The following is a 21,283-nucleotide window of genomic DNA, read 5'->3' as shown; positions in this document are numbered from 1 at the left end:
TGCGTAAAATAGAATGCAAAAAACGCCCGGTTTCCCGGACGTTCTCCTCACTGCGCTCTAGCTGTCAGATCGTATGCGAAGCAGGCCGCCCCCTCGGACTCCTTGAAGCCCTCTCCGATATACAGCGCTTTGGCCCGCTCATTTTCCCCATTCACACATAGAATTACCCGGGTGTAAGCATGGTCACTGGCGAACCGCAGTGCCGCCCTCAACAAAATCCTTCCCAGACCCTTTCCCTGATATTCCGGCAAAAGAGCCAGCGGCCCAATGTTCATAATCGGGGAGCCTTCATACTCATCCGCAGATCCCCGCACGATGCCTACGGCTTTACCGCCATTGTACAGCATCAATAACCCGCCTTCTATGTAGCTCTGGCCTGAGATCATCCCAGTAACCATATCCGGTGTGACCGGTGTTTCGCTCCCCATGAGCTTGGCAAAACCGGTATTCCTAATCTCGCACCAGGCCGCTTCATCTGCTCCCGGCTGAAACGGCCTTATCTCGTACCCGGCGGGCAGGCTGAAATCAGGCAATGTCTGTACATCTCTTACAAGCAAATAAGAACAGCGCTCCACCTCAAAACCGAGATCAGGCTTGATTTCCATTACCGCTGTATTTACGGTTGGAACAAAAATGTTCAGCTTGTCCAGGCCTTCCGTATGCCGCAATATGGCCTGCAGGAGCTCCCGGTAAATGGTACGATCGTCGGTATCCGCATAAAAAATCCTGAACCTTGCCTGCCGCCCTCGGCGGCTATAGTCATTCAGAATCAGCGAAGCTGCTCCAATCAGTGCGCCTGAGGCATCTCTTGCAACATAAGTGGGGTTCTCCTCCGACAGGTCAAAACCGGCAAGATCCTCTTCATTTAGAAAGGAATCATCAAGGCCCGCACGATGCTTCCGGCAAAAATCCAAAAACTCGCCCTTCCGCTCACTGCTTAACGTTTCAATCCTCATCTGCTCTCCATCCTTCCTGTTAGTTCTCATAAGCTTTTATTATATCACAGTGCAGAGCGGATGATCTGGTATATCAAATTGCCTCTTTGGAATCGATCAGCCCACCAAATCAGGTTTTTATTTGGAAGAGTATGGAGTGACGCCTTCCGCCAGCTTAAGTATAACCTCCCTTGAGAGGGGCTTGGTGGTTGAAATGGAGAAGGAATAGCCATCCTTTACCCATGTTACGATTGAAAAGAGTCCGTTGCTGCCTTTCAGGGTTAATTCTCCACGGTCCATAGGAACAGCCTCGACTTGAGCATATTTGTTATAATCTCCGCTCACATCCTCCTTGCCCTCTCTCATCCGAAACGTAATCTTGCTGGTTCCGTCCGTGTAGCTCAGTTGGGCGGTGTCTCCGAATAAAGCAGAGATGGCCTCCAGTTTATAGCCTTCAGGCAAATCAGCAGGCACATAGAGTGGGAACGAAAGGCTATTGGACAGCTCAGCCAGGTTCTTATAGTCTATGAATGGAGAGCTATTCTCTACGGGAGGGGCCGAAATTTCTGGAGTCTTTAGAGATGGCACTGCTACTACAATACAAATCACGAGAGCAAAGCAAGCAGCAATAAAAATCACGGTCTTACGTGAAAAGCGAAAGAAAGCAGGCTTCCTTAGCCGGGACATATTGTGATCCGCCTGTGCCAAGCGGGCTAAAATCCGTTGTTCTATCTCAGGGGTTACAGAAATCAAGCTTTGCACCTGCTGATACTTATTCTTCAAAGTCATACACCTCCATCAATTGCTCCTTCAAAATCAATCTGGCCCGGTGCAACAAGGAACGGATGGTAGAATCCTGCTTTTTCAGCAGGCTGGCTATCTGGGCAGTACTCAGATCCTCTTGATAAAACAGGTGTATTACCTCACGGTACTTAACCGGCAGCGAGCTGACAGCTTCCCACACAAATGTGAGGTCCTCACGGACCTCACAAGCAAGGGATTCAGACAGATCCTCCCAGCGGCGGCGCTGATTATATTTTATTTTGTTTTTGCAAAGATTGATGGTCACCCGAAACAGCCATGCTTTTTCGTGGTCCGGGTTATCAAAAGCCGGCGCTTTCCTGAGCATTTGCAAAAGTGCTTCCTGCAGCATGTCCTCAGCGTCCGCCATATTATGAAGATAGGAGTGGGCGAGCCGCAGGATGGCATTCCCGTGTTCTTTCAGTACAGCCTCCGCCCACTGCTGATTCATCTCTTGGTCTTGTAACGGTATCCTATCCGAATCAAGCCTTGACTCATAGCGAAGCGTGAGTAGAGGAACCAGCAAAAGACGCCTTAAAGATAAAATGAAGCGGACAACAAATTCTAGCACGTTAATGCATTTTAAGGGCGGTCGCAGCCGTACAAAGCTATTCGTCATAGTATTATTTAATGCTGAGAATAGTCTTCTGCATTTGTTCAGCGGTAAGGGCGCTGTCAGCCATCAAACAGTAATTAAAGCCATCCGCTTCCCATGAAGCGACGGAGACAAGCCCTTTGTTACCTTTCAGGGTAACCTGAAGCTTCCCGATGGCAACTGTCTTTATACTATCATAGACATTGTAATCACCGCTAATATCCCCGGTTTCCTGCGATACACGGTAGAACAGAGTATTTTCTCCGTTCGTATAGACGATCTGTGCCATTCGGGTACTGCCCAGCACAGAGATTTCGTCCTGCTTGTAGTTTTCGGGGAGTTCGGTAGGAACTGCAAAATTTGCACCTGCAGCCTTTCTTGCAGCATCTACGCTATCATAGTTTATAAAAGGGTTCGGAATCTGTGTATTCTCCATCTTGCTGCCGCTGTTAACGATGATCTTTCCTCCCTTTACAACTACCGGATTTGCTTGATTACCAAGCACAATGCTGAACAGCTTCACAGGCACGTAGATGGAGCCTCCGATTTTAACGGGAGCGGCGCCGAGGGGAACGGGAGCCGTCATGCCAATGGATTTGGTGCTGTAGGCGAAGTAATTGTCGTCCCCAAGCACTACGTCAGTCTCTCTTTCTCCATTTTCCGCATGTAATTTCTTCTCTTTTGCATTCCAGGTAACCGTAAAGCCAAGAGCCTCAAAAACAGCCCGTGCAGGTACCATAACTACTTTATTTATAACCTTCGCCTGCATCTTGATTTCTTTTTGTTGTACAGCAGCTTGGGATACATGATGGGAGGCAATCAGCATGTTCTCCGCTGCTCCAGCCGCCAGGGCGGACATGGGCATTGCAACCGTAAGCGCACAAGCCACAATGGTAGTAGATAGTTTTTTCATAGTCAAGTTCTCCCTTCATCTTGAACCGTTCAATCGGTTCTGCACTTTATATACAACTGGCGCGGGAGAATTGTTGCATGAGCTCTTGAATTGTGACTATATTTTTCCCATTGTGGATTATGGTGTATTAAGGGATCACCAGCTCATAAATACCTTTTCATATTCTCAAGAATGACATAATATGCGTTTGGCCACATATGAACGCCTTCCACAGTAAACTCTGCTTTCAAATTCCCCTCATCATCTGTCAAACCTTCATTAGCGTTAATAAAATTGAGCCCTAATTTCATAGCTAATGCTTTTACTTCTTCATTTACCATCCTAATATTGGCATTATTACGTGAAGCAAACATGTTTTTCTGGCTTTCCGGCTCTAACCCAAAATCCCCCTTTGAATTTACCGGATAATAAGCCATCACATATACTTCACATTTAGGCAATTGTTTTTTAATTTGACTCAAAATTTCATTATAGTTTTCTAGTAATATTTCTTTTTTGCCGTCCTCTAAACCGCCACCAATATCATTTGATCCAATATTAATAAAAATCTTTGATGGTTCTAAATCAAAAATACACTCATCCATTATGGTTAGCAGTTCATTTGTAGTAATGCCGCCAATTCCACGATTATAGATTACACGGTCTAAGCCTACAACAGACTGCATTTCATCTATAGGAAAATGCTCCATTAAGGAGGAACCTACAAATAAAACCTGCCCCTTTTTAATATACTGATTACGCATCTTATACTTCTTTATTAAACCTTTCTTGTATTCAAGGAAATTATTGTACTCCATTTGTTCTATTGCTTCTTTAATTTCCGGATCTTGTAAAAGTTCCACCATTCTGTTTGTTGTCATAACAATCATCACTCCGTTTCAATAGACTGAAATTCGCTACTTTATTTTTATTATAAGCCCGAAATATATAGCGTCTAATATATAATTGTATATAATATATATACATTTGAATGTATGAAAGGATTAATTATGGAATTATTACAGCTTAAATATTTTCAAACCGTTGCCCGTTATGAACACGTAACGCGGGCTGCCGAAGAACTTCATATCCCTCAACCGGCACTTAGTAAAACTATTTCACTTTTAGAAAAGGAACTCGGAGTTTTATTGTTTGACCGCCGCGGAAAGTATATACAGCTAAATCAATATGGTAAAGCGTTCTTAAAAAAAGTAGAACAAGCATTGACTGCCATAGAAGCTGGCAAAAATGAACTAAATGATTTAGCCGGTTCCCCGGTTCAATAACCAAACCAGATTTTGACTTATGTATTTCCTCATCCCCCATTAAGCTTGAAGGTACTAATAGTATTCCTATTGTAAAGGAAGAAATCTTTCTCGCAGTTCCCGTTGAACATCCTCTTGCTACACGTACGAGTATCCATCTAAGTGAGGTTGCAGGCGAGGATTTCATCAGCCTAAAAGCAGGTCAGGGTCTTCGGGAAGTCACTGATAGATTTTGCCAGTATGCCGGATTTACCCCTCATATTATTTTTGAAAGCGACGATCCATCAACTGTTCGTGGTCTTATTAGAGCAGGACAGGGTATCGCATTTATGCCTGCAATTACGTGGGGAGGATCTACGGGATCTTCTATGAAGCTTTTACATATTGAAGAACCTGTTTGTGAAAGAACCATATCACTCTCATATACTGTAGAACGCTATCTGCCACAGGCAGCGCGATTGTTTCGTCAGTTTGCTGTTGACTATTTTTCTAAGCTTAGTACAAATGATGTTACCAAAAAAGCTCCCCGGAGCTTATAGCTTCGAGGAGCTGTCTTCATATAAGAGTTATGGAATATAAAATGTCTTTTTTACAAGCTCAACGACCTCTTCAGACGTTTTCAAGGACAGGACGGCATCTTTAACGCTTTTTGCCTGCTCACTGGCTAACTCCTTGATTTGCGCGCGTGCCGGAAGGATCGAGGTTGCGCTCATGGAGAACTCGTCGAGCCCCAGGCCGAGCAATATAGGAATGGCCAGAGGATCGCCGGCCATTTCCCCGCACATGCCAACCCGTTTTCCTTCTTTATGCGCTGCGTCAATGACCATGGATATCAGCCGCAAAACCGCCGGGTTAAAGGGTTGATACAAGTAGGATACGCGTTCATTCATACGATCGGCAGCCATGGTATATTGGATCAAATCATTGGTGCCAATGCTGAAAAAGTCGACTTCTTGGGCAAATTGATCGGCCATGACAGCGGTAGATGGTATTTCCACCATCATGCCGATTTCAATTTGTTCCGCTACTTTTATATTTTCTTTTGCAAGCTTTTCTTTTTCTTCTAAAGTAATTGCCTTAGCTTCTCTAAACTCAGAAAGCGTCGCAATCATAGGAAACATGATTTTCAAGTTGCCATAGACGCTGGCACGCAATAGGGCGCGTAATTGTGTACGGAAAATAGCCTGATCATTCAGACATAAACGAATCGCTCTGAAGCCTAAAAACGGATTCATTTCTTTGGGGAGCTTCAAGCAAGCCAGCTCCTTATCGCCGCCGATGTCCAAAGTACGGACCACCACCGGCTTTCCTTGCATTTTTTCAAGCACGATTCTATAGGCGTTAAATTGCTCTTCCTCTGTCGGTAGCCGGTCTTTTCCCATATAAAGGAACTCCGTACGGTAAAGCCCGACCGCTTCCCCTCCGTTTTCCAGCACACTTGTAAGGTCAGCCGGCGTACCGATGTTCGCGGCCAGTTCGACGTGCACGCCGTCTTTCGTTACCGTCGGCTCATGAACCAGGTTTGCCCACTGCGCTTTTTGCGTTTCGTATTTTGCTTTTTTCGCTTCATATCGGGCAAGCGTTTCTGGTGACGGGTCGATAATGACTTCGCCTTCTAATCCGTCAACAATGACCAGGGCGCCGTGTTCAATCCTGGACGTAGCTTCTTTTGTACCGACAACAGCCGGGATTTCCATCGTGCGGGCCATGATCGCCGAATGGGAGGTGCGGCCGCCGATATCCGTCGTAAACCCTTTCACATATCGGCGATTTAACTGCGCAGTATCTGAAGGTGTTAAATCCCCGGCGATGATGACAACTTCTTCGGAAATCAAGCTGGGATCGGAAATTTGCACACCTAATAAATGGGCGGTTACCCGATTCGTTACATCGCGGATGTCTTTGGCGCGTTCCCGCATATATTCGTTATCCATCGCTTCCAGCATGGAAACAAATCTGTCGGCTGATTCTTTTAAGGCAAATTCAGCATTTACGCCTTCCGTGCCTATCCGCTCGAACACCGGATTTAACAGCTCCGGGTCATTTAACACTAATAGCTGGGCAGCGAGAATTTCCGCTTTATCGGCGCCAAGCTCGCGGTTTACGTAATCCGTAATTTTTTCAAGCTCCGCTTTGGAGCGGCTGATAGCCTGCTCCAATCGCCTTTTTTCGGCATCCTTGTCCCGGGTGCTCTTTTTTACGATTTGCAGCTCCGGCTCCTCCAGGCGGTAGGCTTTGGCGATCGCTATACCGGCTGAAGCGCCGATTCCTTTCAGATGATTTCGCATGGTTCGCCGAGCCCTTCCTTTTTCAATGCTTCTTCAATCCCTTGGATCGCCTTATCCTCATCGGAACCAGCCGCATCAATTTGAATTTGAGCTCCTTGCGGAACCCCCAAAGACAGCACGCCCACAATGGATTTCAGGTTAACGGTCCGGCCGTTATATTCAATGTTCACCTCCGCATTGTACCTGCCTGCGGCTTGAACCAGGATAGAAGCCGGACGCGTGTGAATGCCTACCTCGTCAATGACTGTAAATGTTTTTTTCACCATAGTTTCTATCTCCTCTTTCTATGCAAAATTCCTCTTTATTGGTATCTTTTGGAGCATTACGGTTCCCGGCCCCGTTAATGCAAAAGCGATCACTGTTCCGATCCCCACGATCCCGCCGAACAAGAATCCGCTGCTTAAAAAGACGGCATCTGCGCCGATTCTGGCAAAAGCATACTTTAATCCGAATTTTGACTCCAGATATCGCAAAACCGCATCTATCGCATACATACCATCGCCGAAATTCATCAACAATACATAACTGATGGAGAAACAAAGGTTAGCCAGGATGACGATGACGATTTTGTTGAATAGCGGTAAATCTGCCAGCTCCATATTGGCAATGAACGGATGAATCCAATTTATGAAGGGCCCTACCAAAAAGGAATACATGATGGAAGAAAAACCGATTGAGCGGCGGTCTAGCCAAAGACCCGCTGCCAGAAAAATAATACTTACTAAAAAGCTGGCCAAGCCTACACTCATTCCGGTGCTTCTATGCAATCCATCCAACAAAACCGTTAATGTATCGGACCCTATATTGCATTCGATAAACAAATTGACTGCCAGCGCGGTTAACCCTATAGCAACGGCAACAATCACCAATCGTCCGCCAAATGTCATAGTTATCGGGTATTTACGCATCCTTTAGTCCAAGTTTTCTCCATTGGAAGCGATTACTTTCTGCATCCAATAAAAGCTGTCCTTACGCAAGCGCTTCTTGCTGCCCTTGCCGTAATCATCCTGATCTACGTAAATAAATCCGTAGCGTTTGCTCATTTCCGAAGAAGAACAGCTAATGATATCAATAGGCCCCCAAGCATAATAGCCTCTTAGATCTACCCCATCCTTAATGGCTTCTTTCATTTGCTCGATATGAGCCCGGTAATAGTCAACCCGATAAGGATCATGAACCGAATCATTCTCTTCTAATTTGTCATGGTAGCCAACCCCGTTTTCCGTGATATAAATAGGGCACTGATACCGGTCATAGAACAGGTTAAGCATGGTGCGAAGACCGGTAGGATCAATCGTCCATCCCCACGAATTGGCCGGAAGCTCAAAATTGCGGTAAGGTCCTGTTTTGTTTTTCAAGCTTTCTGCATCAAAAATGCGGGTATAGTAGTAGGAAAATGACATAAAGTCAGCCGTATTTCTCAAGGCTTCTTCGTCGCCTTCCGCAAATTCAACGGTAATATTGTTGTCGTGGAAGTAACGGAAAGCATAGCCAGGATAATATCCGCGCATTAAAACATCGGAGAAAAAGTACTCCATTTGATTATTGCGAACAGTGGCGAATACATCTTCCGGTTTGCTGGTAGCCGGATAGGCTGGTCCCCCGCAGAGCATCATCCCGATTTGCAAGTCGGAATCCAGGCTTTTGGCATACTTCGTAACCAAACCGCATGCTACCATTTCATTATGCACACCCTGATATTTGGCGGAGGCTAAATCATCCACTACATCCTCCGCAATGCCCAGATGGTTAAAGGATTCATGAACAATTAAATTGATTTGATTAATAATAATCCAATATTTCACCTTTTTATGGTACCGGTCAAGAATCACTTGGCTAAAGCGGACAAAAAATTCGATCATTTCTCTGGAGTACCAGCCTTTATAAGCCAGTGCTAAATGAAGCGGCATCTCGTAATGGGACAGGGTGATCATCGGCTCCATCCCGTTTGCTATGATTTCGTCGATCAGGTTATCATAAAATTTCAAGCCTTCTTCATTAGGCTGCTCTTCGTCTCCGTTCGGAAAAATTCTTGTCCAATTGATCGAGGTGCGAAAGGTTTTCAGTCCAAGCTCGCTGAGCAATTTCAAGTCTTCTTTATAAGTGTGATAGAAATTGATTCCCCAACGTTTTGGAAAAATCCGCTCTTCATTCTGCATAGCTTCCTTAATATAGTCCATAGTCAGCTCTGTATTGTACTTTTTATCTAAAGGAATTTCAGCCGTATATTCATTAATATCTGCTACGCTTAACCCTTTTCCGTCCACATTGTAAGCGCCTTCTGCCTGGTTGGCAGCAATAGCTCCTCCCCATAAAAAATCGGCTGGAAATCCTGGTGGAATATTTTTCATTTGGATTACTTCCTCCCTTTATTTATTGATCATTTCTAATTGGGTCAGCCTCTGATTAAAGCTCTCGAAAATGTCGATTAACCGCTTGGCAATATTAATTTCACTATAAATCGTCATAAGCGTGTCTTGTGCATGGGCGAATAAGACCGAGTACTCTCCTTGTTCGCCTTCCGTTTCCTTTTGGATGCAGTTCGTTTGCACTCGATGGGCGATTACAATTTCGTCGTTGGCTAATTTCATCTTCTCCTTCGCTCCGGCAAAGTCGCTATTCTCAATGTCCTTTAACGCATCCGTGCAATGCTTTCTTGCTTCCCCGGCGTGCAAAATGATTTGCATCGCCTCTTGAGCCACTTGTTCCGATGTCATAATAAAGTCCCCTTAACAGATTAATTGGTTTGCGGCGATTCTTTTTCAAGCTCTTGTTTTTCGTAGGTTTTGAAAAATGGGTACCAAATCAGCGTAGCTACCGCAACGCAGATCAGCATCAAAATAATGCCTGTGACCGTCCCTGTCGTAATCCACGTGGAGATCGGAAAAGGAACGTACCACAGATCGAAGAGCACTTTCGGGATGGAGCCGAAAGGAATGACTTTCGTCCCTATCCAAGCGAGCGCCGGCAAGATGATCCCGATGATCCACATCGGCAGCATCAATAGGGGGTTCCATACGATCGAACCGAACACCAAAGGCTCGTTGATATTAAAGATGGCGGGTATAAAGCTTGCCCGGCCCAGCGCTTTTAGCTTGGTGCTTTTAGAGAACATATGCATAATAACCAGGGGCAACGTACAGCCCACACCGCCTGCAAACAGGTATGCCGAAAAAATCGTTTCAGACGTTACGAGATTATGCGCCCCCATGGTCGCGTTTGCGGTAATGGCCGCCAGAAAAATCGGTTTGGTGACAGGGGTTAACACCCAGCTGGAGATCCCCATGGAATATAAGAAACAGTATAAAAATATAATCAGGATGAATCCCCAAGGCGTCTCTACCACGCCCGCCAAAGGCATAAAAATATTTAAAATGATGTTGTATATATCAACATGAACGATATCAACCAACACCCAAGCCATCACCAAAGTGATCCCGATGGGCAGCATGGAATCAAACCAGGCTCTGACAAAATCCGGAATGACGGAATCTTCTTTGAAAAAAGAGAATTTTCCAAACAGGCTCATGATATATCCGGTGAAAATAGCGGCGATGATAGCAACGAACATGCCTCCGCTTCCCAAAGAACTATGGGAAAAGCCAACCGTACCGTCTTTGACGACCTGAGGAGTAATGATAATCAGGAAAACAATCAAACTGGTGCAGCCGGCGATAAAGCGTTGCTTTCTCAGCTTCTTTTTCTCCATCAAATTGAACGGAATCAGGAAAGAAATCAGCAGCGAGAGCATACCCATCGTCCATCCGAACGGAACCCAGAAATTAGGGTAGTTTTTGATATGATAGATATCGCCGGGGATAGTGAGCAGGCAAAATACCGATCCCAGAAGAATGAAAGGCAACAGTTGCATAACGGAATCCTTGAGCGTGATGATCCATACATTGTTATTGACTTTATTCATCTTCGGAGCGAAATCGTTTTTGAGCCATTCCATTAATTTATTCATTTCTTCATCCCCTTTTTAGCTCTTCAACTCACTCAGCAAATCATCCAAGGCCGCTTCCCCATCCAAAGTGGAATAATAAGAAGGCTTCATTAAGAGCACTCTAACATTGGTATCCTTGGTAACCTCGTTAATGTCATCCATGATATATGCCAAGTGGGGACCGACTAATAAAGCATCAATATCATGGATGTAATTTTCGATTTCCGCTTCCCCTCTGGCTTTGATGTCCATATTCAAGTTTCTTTTTTTTGCGGCCTTGCGAATATTGGCAGCCATAAAGCCGGAGCTTGCTCCCGACCCGCAGATTAGTAACACGTTAAGCACTTCGCCTGCATTTGCCATGGTAATCCTCCTCGCTTTTCTTTATAATCGTGGTGTGACAGCGCTGTCATTGCTACAACCAAACTATATTACAAATCCAAAACCGGTCTCAAATAAAAAACTGCACCCCTTAGGTGCAACATTTTAAAGTGGGGAAACGCCTATGAAAACACAGTATATTGATTTAATTCAATATTTAAGCTCCTGCAACCATTGGATTTCGTCGCAAAGTTTGGCGGATAAGTATGGCGTGTCCAAACGTACCATCAAATCTTATATCAGCGAAATTAATCAGCTTCAACGCGGGTTAATCCTGTCGTCGAATACAGGCTATAAAGTCGATACGGATCAGGTAAACACTTTTCTGACCAACGAACAAAGAGCGATCCCGCAAACGCAATCTGAAAGAATCGCTTATATTCTGAAAAAAATGGTGCACACCAATCAGCCTATATATATTTATGATTTAAGCGATGCCCTGTTTATCAGCGAGTCCACGCTGAGGCTGGATTTAAAGCTGATTAAGGAAAAACTTGCCAAAAATAACCTGGAATTGAGTTTAGTTAAGGATCACTTAAGTTTGAGCGGCAATGAAAAGGACAAGCGTAAACTAATGAGCAGCATTTTGTACGAGGAGGCCGACGGAAGCTTTATCGACATAGATAAAATTAAAAGGTTTTATGATGAATTGAATGTAGATTACATTCGGAAAGTCGTTATTGAAGCCTTTTCTTCCCATCACTTTTTCACCAATGATTTTTATTTAACCAATGTGATCATCCATATCACCATTGCGCTAGACAGAATGAAGCATGATTTTCAGTTTTTAAATAAGACCTTAAATTATAATGCCGACAACACCGCGTATGTAATCGCCAAGGAAATCGCCTTTAAACTGGAAGCCTATTTTCATGTGTCATACTCGGAAGAGGAAATCGCCGATTTGGCGCTCTTGATTACGTGCAATGGGACAAACGTCAACTTTACGCAAATTGAAGTCAGCGACCTAAAAGAGATTGCCGGGAAAGACTGTATTGATTTGGTCAGCGAAATCGCCTCCGACTTGGATAAGTATTACTATATCAGTATTGCCGATGCCGATTTTATTACCCGTTTTACGCTGCATGTAAAAAACCTGCTGATGCGCTTAAAAAACAACCATTCAACGAAAAATCCGTTAACGAACACGATCAAAAGGGAATGCCCGCTCATTTACGATTGTGCCGTGCACGCTTCCCATGTGATTACAGAAAAAACCGGGTTTAGGATCAGCGACGATGAAATTGCTTATTTGGCTTTTCACCTGGGGTATGCCATTGAATTGCAGCGGCAATCGAACATAAAAATTTCGTGCACGGTGCTGTTTCCGCTCTACTACAACATGAATGTGCAAATGATCAATAAATTGCAGCAGTATTTTGGCGACGATATTTCAATTCATTCAATTGTCACGGACGAAAGCGATTTGAATCATGCATCCAGCGATTTTATTATTTCTTCCGCCCAATTGCACAAAATTCCGGAAGTCCCGTATGTCGTAATTACTCCGTTTTTTGTCGAAAGCGACCGGGAGAAAGTGTCGAACAAAATATTTGAGCTAAAAGAGCAAAAAAAGAAAAATCAATTTAAGCTCCATCTACAATCTTTTTTGGACGAAAGGCATTTCTGCAGCTCTACGGCAAGGTCCGGGAAAGAAGAGGTTTTACGGTTTATCTGTCAAATTATGAACCGGGACGGTTATACGGATGAAGATTTTTTCACCAAAATTATGGAACGGGAAGCGATGTCCTCTACCGCGTTCGGACAAGTGGCTATTCCTCATGCGATCAAAATGGAATCCCGCAAAACGGGCATGTTCATTTATTTGAATCCAAATGGCATCAAGTGGGATCATTCTACCGTGAAAATTGTTTTGTTAATCACCGTCAGCGGGGAGGATCGAAAAATATTCCGCGACGTATTCGATGCACACGCCACCATATTAACGGACGACAAAAATGTGAATCTGTTGTCATCCCTGGAGCACTTTGATGATTTTGTCAATCAACTAATCGCCTGCTGGGAATAATCCCATAAGAACGAAAAAGCTTCTGAATCTCCAACAAAGGAAATTCAGAAGCTCATTCATTGAAAAGCTGATGCGGTCGAGAGGACTCGAACCTCCACGGTATTGCTACCACACGGACCTGAACCGTGCGCGTCTGCCAATTCCGCCACGACCGCATATTTAGATGACCATTTTCGCGGCCACAAGATAGATCATACCACGATGAGATCGTGAAGTCAATCTTTTTATAATGATTTTATGTAAATGAATTTTTTGTATAATAATTGCTTTTATTTGTGGAATCAGGGTATAATAAGAACAAAGGTTCGCATACTATAAATGAGGTGATTTATGTGGCGACTACCAAGAGAAATCCACTACACTCTGTAGCACTCCCTGAAGAAATAACCCCTAGCGAAATGTCCCTTGTCAGAAGTTATCTGCTGCTAACGTTTATTCATAAAGTATTTGAACGTGATTGCCGGGTAATCGGCAAAAGCGGGTTGTTCAAGACTCCTCAGCTATACATGGAGCTGGTATCCGGTGCAACGAAGAAAACTTCGCTGATGCTGCAGGAGATCACCCGTGAGCTTAACGCGCATAATCTGAAGATCACCACTGTCCGCCAGGATCAACGCGGCGTAGAGGCCCAGTATTCCTGCCGGGGATATACCGGTGAGATGAATATCCCGTGGCCCGGCTTCCGCAATGAAATGATGCAGCGCATGCGCGCCTATCTCGGCTTGTCCCCGGAGATTCACAGTATTCCCCGGGAAGAAACGGCAGAACAGATGGCTTTGTCAATTTAAGAACTGTTGCCGTCTATAGATCAGTAGCCCCGTCCATAACCGGACGGGGCTGCTTGTGCTTTTTATAAATTCTCAGGGGTTTGTCTGGGCTCGGTATAAGGCTGGTATATATAGTTGCGGTCCAGCTTCACTATCCGCTTATTAGGGCGGCGGATCATCACCTGAGACTCGTCCCAGGCCAGGACAATACCTTTTACATCATTGCTCTCCAAGCCGTCACGCACAACACGTATACGTTCTCCGGATATCCGGTAAGCATCCAGCTGTTCATCACTGATCATGCGTCCAAAGTCTCCTTTCTACACTTAATCTACCCTTTCCACTCATGAAAAAGACCCAAATGATAAACCATTCGGGTCTAATTGCTTGCCAATCACATCAATGTATATCTTATGAAGTTCCTATATCAGCGCTTCATTCTTCTCAAACCAGAAGTCAAGAACTTTAGCGGACATCACACGTTCTTCCAAGTATTCCACCTGATGATCCGTGAAATTCTGTCTCCAGTTGAAGGACAGCTCTTCACACAAACTTGTGATGGTCAGAAGCTCCGACCAAGCAACATAACGTTTATACCAGAAAAACTGAGGATGTTCAATCATATAGGGATACAGATCGTCGAACTCCGTATGTTTGCAATCCAGCGCACGCTCGAAATGATCCTTGGCCTCGGTTAATTTATCAATAAAAAATTGCTCTGTCACCGGTTCTTTCCCCATTGTGACGCCTCCTCTCTCATGTCTGATACCCATTATAAAGGAAAAGTTATAGGGTGAAAAGCAGTTGTTGCAAAATTAGGCTGCGTTCCTGTATTTGTCACTGTTTAATTGTCAAAGACAATTGTTCCTTCGCTAAGAGACGTAATTCTGACAAGCGACTCCAGCCGGATGCCCTGCTCCCTGATCGTTCTTGCCCCGGCCTGGAAACTTTTCTCCACAACCACACCCAGTCCGACCAGTTCAGCGCCAGAGCGCTGGATGATTTTGATCAAGCCGCGCGCAGCATCCCCATTGGCGATAATGTCGTCGATAAAGAGGACTTTATCGTCCGGAGAAATGTACTGGCGGGACAGCATGATATCTGTAACGATACCCTTCGTAAATGAAGGCACTCTCTCGCACAAGGCGTCGGGATCGGCAAGCAGCGTTTTTTTGCGGCGGGCAAAAACAAGCGGCACTTTCATCTCGTAAGCGGTGGCAAATGCCACGGCAATACCCGAGGATTCCACGGTAACTACCCGTGTTACTCCAGCATCAGCAAATCTCCCGGCAAACTCCCGTCCCATTTCCATCGTCAGCTCAGGGTCTACCTGGTGGTTGAGCAGTGCATCCAGCTTCAGCACCTGATCGGAAACGACGACCCCTTCCTGCAAAATCCGTTGTTTCAATAATTCCATGGCTATGAACCTCCATTACCCTTTATATTTCAGACGTTCTACTATAATAACCCCACTTAAGCATTAGGCAGAAGTCATGTCCCTCTGCTCATCATCATAACCTGTACTATATGGACTGCACAAGGCTATCCTTTGAGCATCGCCTTTTTTATCAATGCAGCACTTTTAGGAGGGGAGTCATGAAATCCCGTGTCCGCACCATGCAAATCGCCTTTACCTATATTGGCACCATAGTAGGCGCCGGTTTCGCCACCGGCCAGGAAATCCTCCGTTTCTTCACCAGGTACGGGCACTGGGCAGTGCTGACCATTCTGCTCTCAAGCGTACTTTTTATATGGCTGGGAACGAAAATGATGGTCATCGCCCGCCGCATTGAAGCGGATTCTTATGAGGATTTCAACCGGTATCTTTTTGGAGAACGTGCGGGAAGCATCATCAGCCTGTTTACGATGATTATCCTGATCGGCGTCACCAGCATTATGCTGGCAGGGGCCGGTGCTATTTTTGAGGAGCGTCTCAGGCTGCCCTTTCAGGCGGGATTGCTGCTGACCATATTCGGCTCCTACTTATTGCTGAAGCGCGGCATTTCCGGCATTCTGCAGATCAACAGCCTTGTCGTCCCTTTAATGCTTACTCTGTCGCTAATTATTACTTTTAATACGCTCGGGGTCCCGGGCGCGGAACGTTTTCTGTTCTTAAGAACAGACCACAACATCTTTGATGCCTGGATGTCCCCTTTGCTCTATACCGCCTTCAACCTCGGGATGGCCCAAGCCGTATTGGTGCCGCTGGCCCGGCATACGGATGATGAACAGCCGCTTTGGTTGGGCGGCATTCTGGGCGGAGTGGGGATTGGGTTCATGCTGCTGGCCGCGCATTTTGCCATGAGCTCGCAAATGCCGGGAATTTTGCAGTTCGAAATCCCAATGGGCAGCATCGCGTTTCGCCTGGGCCCCATTGTGCAGCTCATCTATCTGCTGCTCATATTTATGGAAATTTTCAGCACCTTTGTGGCGAATATTTATGGTGTCGGCGTGCAGCTACAGCAGCGTCTGCCCATCGCTCCCGTCCTTGTAACCCCGCTGCTGATGCTTATCTGCTATCTCTTCAGCCAGTTCGGCTTCAGCTCGCTGCTTGGCGTGTTCTATCCAATCTTCGGCGCTCTGTCGCTGGTATGGGCAGTAATGCTGCTGCGTGCCCCGATGTCGCCTCCTCCGCGCAAGGGCGATCCTCCCGGTTCCGGAGGCAAAGGCATCACTATCGCTGCTGTGAAGCCTGTAATTCGGATTAGGCGATGATGATTGCTGCGGCAGCGATAACTAATTTAAACGGAAACGACCGATGCTGCAGGAATCATTCGAGCCGCCGCTTCAGCTACATGTCTGTGGCAGGTCATCATCACAATCTGCCGGGAGGCTGACAGTTCACCCAGCAGGGACAACGCCGCATGTAGACGGTGCTCATCAAAATTGACGAACAGGTCGTCAAAGAGCAGCGGCAGCTTGGCCTGCCGCGCCATTGTCTCCGCGAGCGCCAGCCGGATCGCCAGGTAGAGCTGCTCCGCCGTCCCGCGGCTGAGCAGACCGCTGTCCAGCAGCCCTGTATCCTTGTGCTCCGCCTTAAGCTCTTTGTGGCCAAGCGTCATGACTACCCGCCGGTATTCCCCTTCTGTAAGCTTGGCAAAATAATTGGATGCCAGCAGCAGCACCTGCGGCTGCTTCTCCTGTTCGTAAATGCGCCGCGTTCTGCCCATAAGCTCCGCCGCCAACGCGGTTACCGCATACTGGCCCGCGATCATCCGTAGCGCCGCCCGCTGCTCCTCCAATTGCTGGAGCACCGAATCCTCCTTGCAGCGTTCCGTCAAATGCTCCCGTTCCTTAAGCAGCTTGCCCCGGTGCTCCAGCAGGGCATTCCGCTCCTCCTCAATGCCTGCTGCAGCATTCTCTGCAGCGTTCCGCTCCTGTTCCAGCGCATAAGCATCATGATGCTCCAGCAATGCCAGCAGCTCGGAGACGCCTGTATGTTCCCAGCCTCCGAACATGGCCAGCTCCCACTGGCGGATCGCTCTCGTCAGTTCCGTCCGCAATTGTACAGCCGCGGACCGCCGCAGAAATTCCTCCCCGCCTTCTGCTCCACCTTCCTCAAGCAGCTCGCGGCAGCGCTGAGTCAGCTCCTCCAGCACCCGGCTGCTCTCGGCAAGCTCTGCCTCCACTTCCAGCAGCCGTGCTGAGGTCCCTTCCCGGCGCAGCAGTTCAATCTGCAGCAGATCCCACTCCCGCTTGCTCTGCTCCAGCCAGCTAAGCAGGGACACCTCGTCCCGAATGCTCATCTGCACCCCCGATTGCGGCTGCTTCGCTGCAGCAGATTCACTTGAAGCCGGGAGAACAGATGCTTCCTCCAGCTCCGCCCTGGCTTCATTCATCAATGTCAGTACTTCGTGTTCATAGGCGGAGCACTCTGCTTCCAGTTCTTTAAGCCGCGAAGCAAGCTTATGCTTGCGGCGCAGCAGCTCGTTGCCCTGCTCGACCCGGACGAAGATATCCGGCAATCCTTCCGGCGACAAGCCTTCCGGCAGCTTGTGCTGCTGCAGCCACTCCTCGTAGCGCCCGTTCAGCTCTGTGAACTCGCTTTCGGCGCGTTCCAATTCCCCGGCCAGCGCCCGCTCCTGTCCCGTCAGCGCATCCAGCTCCATCCGGCAGGCATCCTGCTGGGCCTCCAGCCGTTCCACGCGCTGCCGCCAGGCGCTCCAGGCTTCCATGAGCCTGCGAAGCTCCTTCATCCCGGCCTCCAGCCCGCTTGCGTCAGGGCTGGGGCCCGCCGGCCTCCGTCCCGGCCGGCTTAGCCCGCTCTCCGGCTCCGCCCCGGAGAGCAGCAGCCCTCGCAGCCGCAGCATCTCCGCTGCGGCTGCGCTGCCCTCCCCGCCGTGCCCCGGCGGGGAAGCGTCCGCCCTGCGCTCCGCGCCCAGGGCGGCCCACAGGGCCAGGTCGGCTGCGGCCAGCAGGCCGAGCGCGACCCAGGCGCTGACCGGCGGCGCGCCGGTCAGCCACAGCGCTGGCGGCAGCAGCAGCGTAAGCGCTGCGCCCGCCAGCAGGAGGCGCCGGTAGCGCAGCACCCGGCGCCCGTCGCTGCCGGCGCCGCCGGCTGCGCGGCCGCGCAGCGGCCCTTCGCCGAGCTGCGCTTCGCGCCAGCGCTCGGCAGCCTGCTGCAGCTCGTCCCAGAGCTGCAGCAGTTCACGCGGGCTGCGCGCAGCCAGGCCCGCGAAGTCTTCGGCGCTGGCGGCGTGCTCGCGCGCCAGTGCCCGCTCCGCCGCCTGCAGCGCAGCGGCGGCGGCGGCCAGGCGGGAGCGGAGGCTCTGCCGCTCCGCTTCACGGGCCTCCATGCGGCGGTCATAGCCGGCGAAGGCCGCAGCGAAACGCCGAGCGGCTTCACGGTCTGCCGCCGCACCGGAGAAGCCCGTAAGCTCGGCAGCTCCCCATCCAGCGCCGATTCCCCGCAGCACGTGCTCCAGATGCCCCTCCAGCGCGGCAAGCTCTCCCGTAAGCCGCTGACGTTCCACCTGTCTATCCTCATAGCTGCTGCGGCGGCGGTCGAGTGCTTCAAGCCGCGGCCCCTGCGCTTCCAGCAGCCGATTCGGCGGATTGTGCGCCAGGCCTTCGGCAAGCTCGCTGTGCTGCCGCTTCAGACGATGTACCGCGCCTTCGGCACTGCGGACTTCTCCTTCGAGCAACTGCCAGCGGGCGGCGCCATCCTCCGGAAAAGAATCAATAACAGGCTGCCCCTCCAGCTCCAGCCGGGCTTCCGTCCATTTCAGCCACAGCCCGCGAATATCCTGTGCCTTGCGCAGCTTGACCAGCCGCTCTCCTTCGCTCCGGCGCCGCTCCTCCAGCCCTGCAAGCTCACGCTCCGCAGCTTCAAGAGCCGCCGTGTTCAGATTATATCTTGGTAAATAGGACCGGCTCTCAGCGACCTCCCTCTCCAGCTTTTCAATCGTCTGGAGAATTTTTGCCGCCTCCTGCACCTTACCCCGGGGCTTGTACAGCTTCTCGGCATCCTGAAGCAGCCGGCGCTCCGCCCGCAAAATTTCACCGCCTCCGCCCATGCCCGCATGGAACAGGTAGCTGCTCATTTCCTCGGACTGCAGCGTTCCAAGCTCTTGCAGCTCATCCAGCGATACGGCAAACAACTGCCGGAACATGCTGCGGGAAATCCCGCCCAGCAGACGGCGCTCCATCTCGCCCTGATCCGCTTTCTCCGTTCTTCCAACCGGATAGCTGACGGTGATCTGCAGCCGTTCGCCTCTGTTCTGCGTATCCCCTCCTGCCGCATACCGGCGGATTCTCCAGAGCGCATCTTCGCGGTCGCGCGCAACCAGCATGCCCCCATGCTGCCCGCCCTGTGACGGCTCATAACGTTCCGCAGGGTTAGCTCTGCTGGAAATTCCGTACAGCATGGCGCGGATGAACTGCAGCGTTGTGCTTTTACCGGCCTCATTGCGGCCATAAAGAACGGTGATCCCTTCGCCCAGCTTCAACTCCCGATTATGCAGACGGCCAAAACCGCCAATCTGCAGCTCCTCAATTCTCATTCAGATCTCCCCCGCTCCGGTGTTACCGCCTCAGCGTTTGCATCCTGGCCTCCGGCTTCGGACGGCAGCATGCCACCTGCAAGCCCATCATTTTCATCCATTCCGCCAAGCAGTGTAATGCCAAGCTCAGCAGCACTTCTTAGCCAGCCCAGCTTCTCCTCTTCTCCCGCCGCAGAGAGCAAACGACGCAGCTCCCGGTTCTCCATCAGCGGCTTCAGCGCACTGCCAATCAGCTCCTCCAGCTCCTCTGCCGATTGTCCGCTTCGCCCGGCCAGCCGCAGCATTTCTCCAAGGAAGCTGTCCTCCTGCAGTAGCCGCTCCCGGTCAATGGCGAGGCCAGTTTCCACCGTGAACCCTTCCGTCCAGACCAGACCTGCATAGTCTGAGTGCTCTGCACGAATCGTCTCTCTCCGCTGCAGCTCGGCGAGCAGATCATCCGCCGCCCCTTTCTCGGCCAGTACCTTATGCAGAGCGCCGCGCCCCGTAAGCCGGAAACGCACCACAGACATCAGCTGCGGAAGCTCATCCCTGATCTCTTCGACGGCCTGCTCTACAGACTGCGTCCACTGCGCTTCATCCTCCAAGCCTTCAATGGACAGCTCACGAACCTGCCAGCGGATAGAATCCAGCTCATGGAACCGGAGCTCCGTCCGGCCTTCGCTGTCCACATCCACGATGTAACAGCCCTTCGGCCCTGTTTCCTTGACGCTGCGCCCCTGGATATTGCCCGGGTATACAATCGCCGGACGCTCATGCAGAATACTTCGTTTATGTATATGTCCCAGCGCCCAGTAGTCAAAGCCCCGCCCGATCAAGTCTCTGCGGGTGCAGGGTGAATAGGTCTCATGCTGGAGGTCTCCGTCCACATTGCCGTGGAGCAAGGCGATATGGAACAGACTGCTGCCCGGTCTACGGTTGAAGAGCAGCGCTGTATTCTCCGTAACTTTGGCCGTTGGATAGGAGATGCCGCTGACCACAGCCACCTCCTGGCCATCGCAGCGGCGGCAAGCGATGGCCTGTCCCGGCTCACCGCTGCCGAATACCGTTACATGCCCCGGAGGTTCCGAATTCAGACGTGGCCCATCCAGCGGATCATGATTGCCGTGAATCAGATATACCGCAATGCCGTGTCTTCCCAGCTCCTGAAGCGCCTCCTGAAAACGAAGCTGCCCCTGCAGTGAAGCATCTGAGACATCATACACGTCGCCACTGATGACGACAAAATCCACCTCTTCCTGAACAGCTACGCCAACAAGCCGCCCGAGGGCGGCGAAGGTTGACTCCCGCAAATAGGAGCGTATGGCCTGCGGAAGCTGCACCAGTCCGGCAAAACGGCTGTCCAGATGCAGATCCGCAGCATGCAGGAAACGAAAAGGAATCAT

20 protein-coding genes, 1 tRNA gene and 1 pseudogene are annotated in these 21,283 nt (G+C 49.3%); 4 read left to right on the top strand and 18 right to left on the bottom strand.

Annotated elements, in window-relative coordinates; all coding sequences use genetic code 11:
- Window positions 1–47: 47 nt before the first annotated feature.
- The 5 genes from ACX1DY_RS05725 to ACX1DY_RS05705 all read right to left on the bottom strand — a co-directional run bounded on the left by ACX1DY_RS05725 (window position 48) and on the right by ACX1DY_RS05705 (window position 4,104).
- Complete coding sequence (locus ACX1DY_RS05725) at window positions 48–956, bottom strand: GNAT family N-acetyltransferase (protein WP_458963220.1); 909 nt, start codon at window positions 954–956, stop codon at window positions 48–50.
- Window positions 957–1,073: 117 nt separating this feature from the next.
- Window positions 1,074–1,718 (bottom strand): DUF4367 domain-containing protein, encoded by a 645-nt coding sequence (locus ACX1DY_RS05720; RefSeq protein ID WP_458963219.1) that lies wholly within the window; start codon window positions 1,716–1,718, stop codon window positions 1,074–1,076.
- On the bottom strand, window positions 1,708–2,187 hold the full coding sequence (locus ACX1DY_RS05715; RefSeq protein WP_458963218.1) for an RNA polymerase sigma factor: 480 nt from the start codon (window positions 2,185–2,187) through the stop codon (window positions 1,708–1,710). The genes ACX1DY_RS05720 and ACX1DY_RS05715 overlap by 11 nt, the downstream gene beginning before the upstream one ends.
- Before the next feature lie 172 nt (window positions 2,188–2,359).
- Entirely contained in the window at window positions 2,360–3,244 is an 885-nt protein-coding gene (locus tag ACX1DY_RS05710; protein WP_458963217.1) for a stalk domain-containing protein, read from the bottom strand.
- 143 nt (window positions 3,245–3,387) lie between these two features.
- Window positions 3,388–4,104, bottom strand: coding sequence for a GDSL-type esterase/lipase family protein (locus tag ACX1DY_RS05705; RefSeq protein ID WP_458963216.1), 717 nt, complete (start codon window positions 4,102–4,104; stop codon window positions 3,388–3,390).
- A gap of 129 nt (window positions 4,105–4,233) precedes the next feature.
- Here ACX1DY_RS05705 and ACX1DY_RS05700 point away from each other — a divergent pair.
- A pseudogene (locus tag ACX1DY_RS05700) lies at window positions 4,234–5,027 on the top strand (LysR family transcriptional regulator).
- Between the two features lie 27 nt (window positions 5,028–5,054).
- Here ACX1DY_RS05700 and ptsP read toward each other — a convergent pair.
- From ptsP to ACX1DY_RS05665, 7 genes are read right to left on the bottom strand one after another with little or no spacing between them, the layout of a single operon-like run.
- On the bottom strand, window positions 5,055–6,776 hold the full coding sequence (ptsP, locus tag ACX1DY_RS05695) for a phosphoenolpyruvate--protein phosphotransferase (RefSeq protein ID WP_458963215.1): 1,722 nt from the start codon (window positions 6,774–6,776) through the stop codon (window positions 5,055–5,057).
- A complete protein-coding gene (locus ACX1DY_RS05690; protein ID WP_458963214.1) occupies window positions 6,761–7,042 on the bottom strand; it encodes a phosphocarrier protein HPr in 282 nt (93 codons plus the stop codon). Before ACX1DY_RS05690 ends, ptsP begins: the two co-directional genes overlap by 16 nt.
- 18 nt (window positions 7,043–7,060) lie before the next feature.
- A complete protein-coding gene (locus ACX1DY_RS05685; RefSeq protein ID WP_458963213.1) occupies window positions 7,061–7,642 on the bottom strand; it encodes a YczE/YyaS/YitT family protein in 582 nt (193 codons plus the stop codon).
- Window positions 7,643–7,687: 45 nt separating this feature from the next.
- Complete coding sequence (locus tag ACX1DY_RS05680; RefSeq protein WP_458963212.1) at window positions 7,688–9,127, bottom strand: glycoside hydrolase family 1 protein; 1,440 nt, start codon at window positions 9,125–9,127, stop codon at window positions 7,688–7,690.
- A gap of 18 nt (window positions 9,128–9,145) precedes the next feature.
- Complete coding sequence (locus ACX1DY_RS05675; RefSeq protein WP_458963211.1) at window positions 9,146–9,493, bottom strand: PTS lactose/cellobiose transporter subunit IIA; 348 nt, start codon at window positions 9,491–9,493, stop codon at window positions 9,146–9,148.
- Between the two features lie 20 nt (window positions 9,494–9,513).
- Window positions 9,514–10,731, bottom strand: coding sequence for a PTS sugar transporter subunit IIC (locus ACX1DY_RS05670; protein WP_458963210.1), 1,218 nt, complete (start codon window positions 10,729–10,731; stop codon window positions 9,514–9,516).
- Window positions 10,732–10,758: 27 nt separating this feature from the next.
- Window positions 10,759–11,067 (bottom strand): PTS sugar transporter subunit IIB, encoded by a 309-nt coding sequence (locus ACX1DY_RS05665; RefSeq protein ID WP_458963431.1) that lies wholly within the window; start codon window positions 11,065–11,067, stop codon window positions 10,759–10,761.
- A 160-nt stretch (window positions 11,068–11,227) separates the two neighbouring features.
- On the opposite strand from ACX1DY_RS05665, the gene ACX1DY_RS05660 reads away from it, so the two are divergent.
- Window positions 11,228–13,132, top strand: coding sequence for a BglG family transcription antiterminator (locus ACX1DY_RS05660; protein WP_458963209.1), 1,905 nt, complete (start codon window positions 11,228–11,230; stop codon window positions 13,130–13,132).
- 71 nt (window positions 13,133–13,203) lie between these two features.
- Here ACX1DY_RS05660 and ACX1DY_RS05655 read toward each other — a convergent pair.
- A tRNA-Leu gene (locus ACX1DY_RS05655) sits at window positions 13,204–13,287 on the bottom strand.
- A 177-nt stretch (window positions 13,288–13,464) separates the two neighbouring features.
- On the opposite strand from ACX1DY_RS05655, the gene ACX1DY_RS05650 reads away from it, so the two are divergent.
- Window positions 13,465–13,920 (top strand): hypothetical protein, encoded by a 456-nt coding sequence (locus tag ACX1DY_RS05650; RefSeq protein ID WP_458963208.1) that lies wholly within the window; start codon window positions 13,465–13,467, stop codon window positions 13,918–13,920.
- 62 nt (window positions 13,921–13,982) lie between these two features.
- On the opposite strand, the gene ACX1DY_RS05645 is transcribed toward ACX1DY_RS05650, so the two are convergent.
- The 3 genes from ACX1DY_RS05645 to ACX1DY_RS05635 all read right to left on the bottom strand — a co-directional run bounded on the left by ACX1DY_RS05645 (window position 13,983) and on the right by ACX1DY_RS05635 (window position 15,316).
- Window positions 13,983–14,201, bottom strand: coding sequence for a hypothetical protein (locus tag ACX1DY_RS05645; RefSeq protein ID WP_458963207.1), 219 nt, complete (start codon window positions 14,199–14,201; stop codon window positions 13,983–13,985).
- Between the two features lie 120 nt (window positions 14,202–14,321).
- On the bottom strand, window positions 14,322–14,639 hold the full coding sequence (locus ACX1DY_RS05640) for a hypothetical protein (protein ID WP_458963206.1): 318 nt from the start codon (window positions 14,637–14,639) through the stop codon (window positions 14,322–14,324).
- 104 nt (window positions 14,640–14,743) lie between these two features.
- Window positions 14,744–15,316, bottom strand: coding sequence for a xanthine phosphoribosyltransferase (locus ACX1DY_RS05635; RefSeq protein WP_458963205.1), 573 nt, complete (start codon window positions 15,314–15,316; stop codon window positions 14,744–14,746).
- A gap of 179 nt (window positions 15,317–15,495) precedes the next feature.
- On the opposite strand from ACX1DY_RS05635, the gene ACX1DY_RS05630 reads away from it, so the two are divergent.
- Complete coding sequence (locus tag ACX1DY_RS05630) at window positions 15,496–16,614, top strand: YkvI family membrane protein (protein WP_458963204.1); 1,119 nt, start codon at window positions 15,496–15,498, stop codon at window positions 16,612–16,614.
- A gap of 26 nt (window positions 16,615–16,640) precedes the next feature.
- On the opposite strand, the gene ACX1DY_RS05625 is transcribed toward ACX1DY_RS05630, so the two are convergent.
- Both ACX1DY_RS05625 and ACX1DY_RS05620 read right to left on the bottom strand, forming a co-directional pair.
- The gene (locus ACX1DY_RS05625; RefSeq protein WP_458963203.1) at window positions 16,641–19,901 is read right to left on the bottom strand and encodes an AAA family ATPase; all 3,261 of its coding nucleotides are present in this window, start codon (window positions 19,899–19,901) and stop codon (window positions 16,641–16,643) included.
- The gene (locus tag ACX1DY_RS05620) at window positions 19,898–21,283 is read right to left on the bottom strand and encodes a metallophosphoesterase family protein (protein ID WP_458963202.1); all 1,386 of its coding nucleotides are present in this window, start codon (window positions 21,281–21,283) and stop codon (window positions 19,898–19,900) included. The genes ACX1DY_RS05625 and ACX1DY_RS05620 overlap by 4 nt, the downstream gene beginning before the upstream one ends.

The sequence above is a fragment of the Paenibacillus sp. BAC0078 genome, assembly GCF_054483875.1.
Note: the sequence above shows the minus strand (reverse complement) of the source record. Positions and strands in the feature narration are given on the sequence as shown.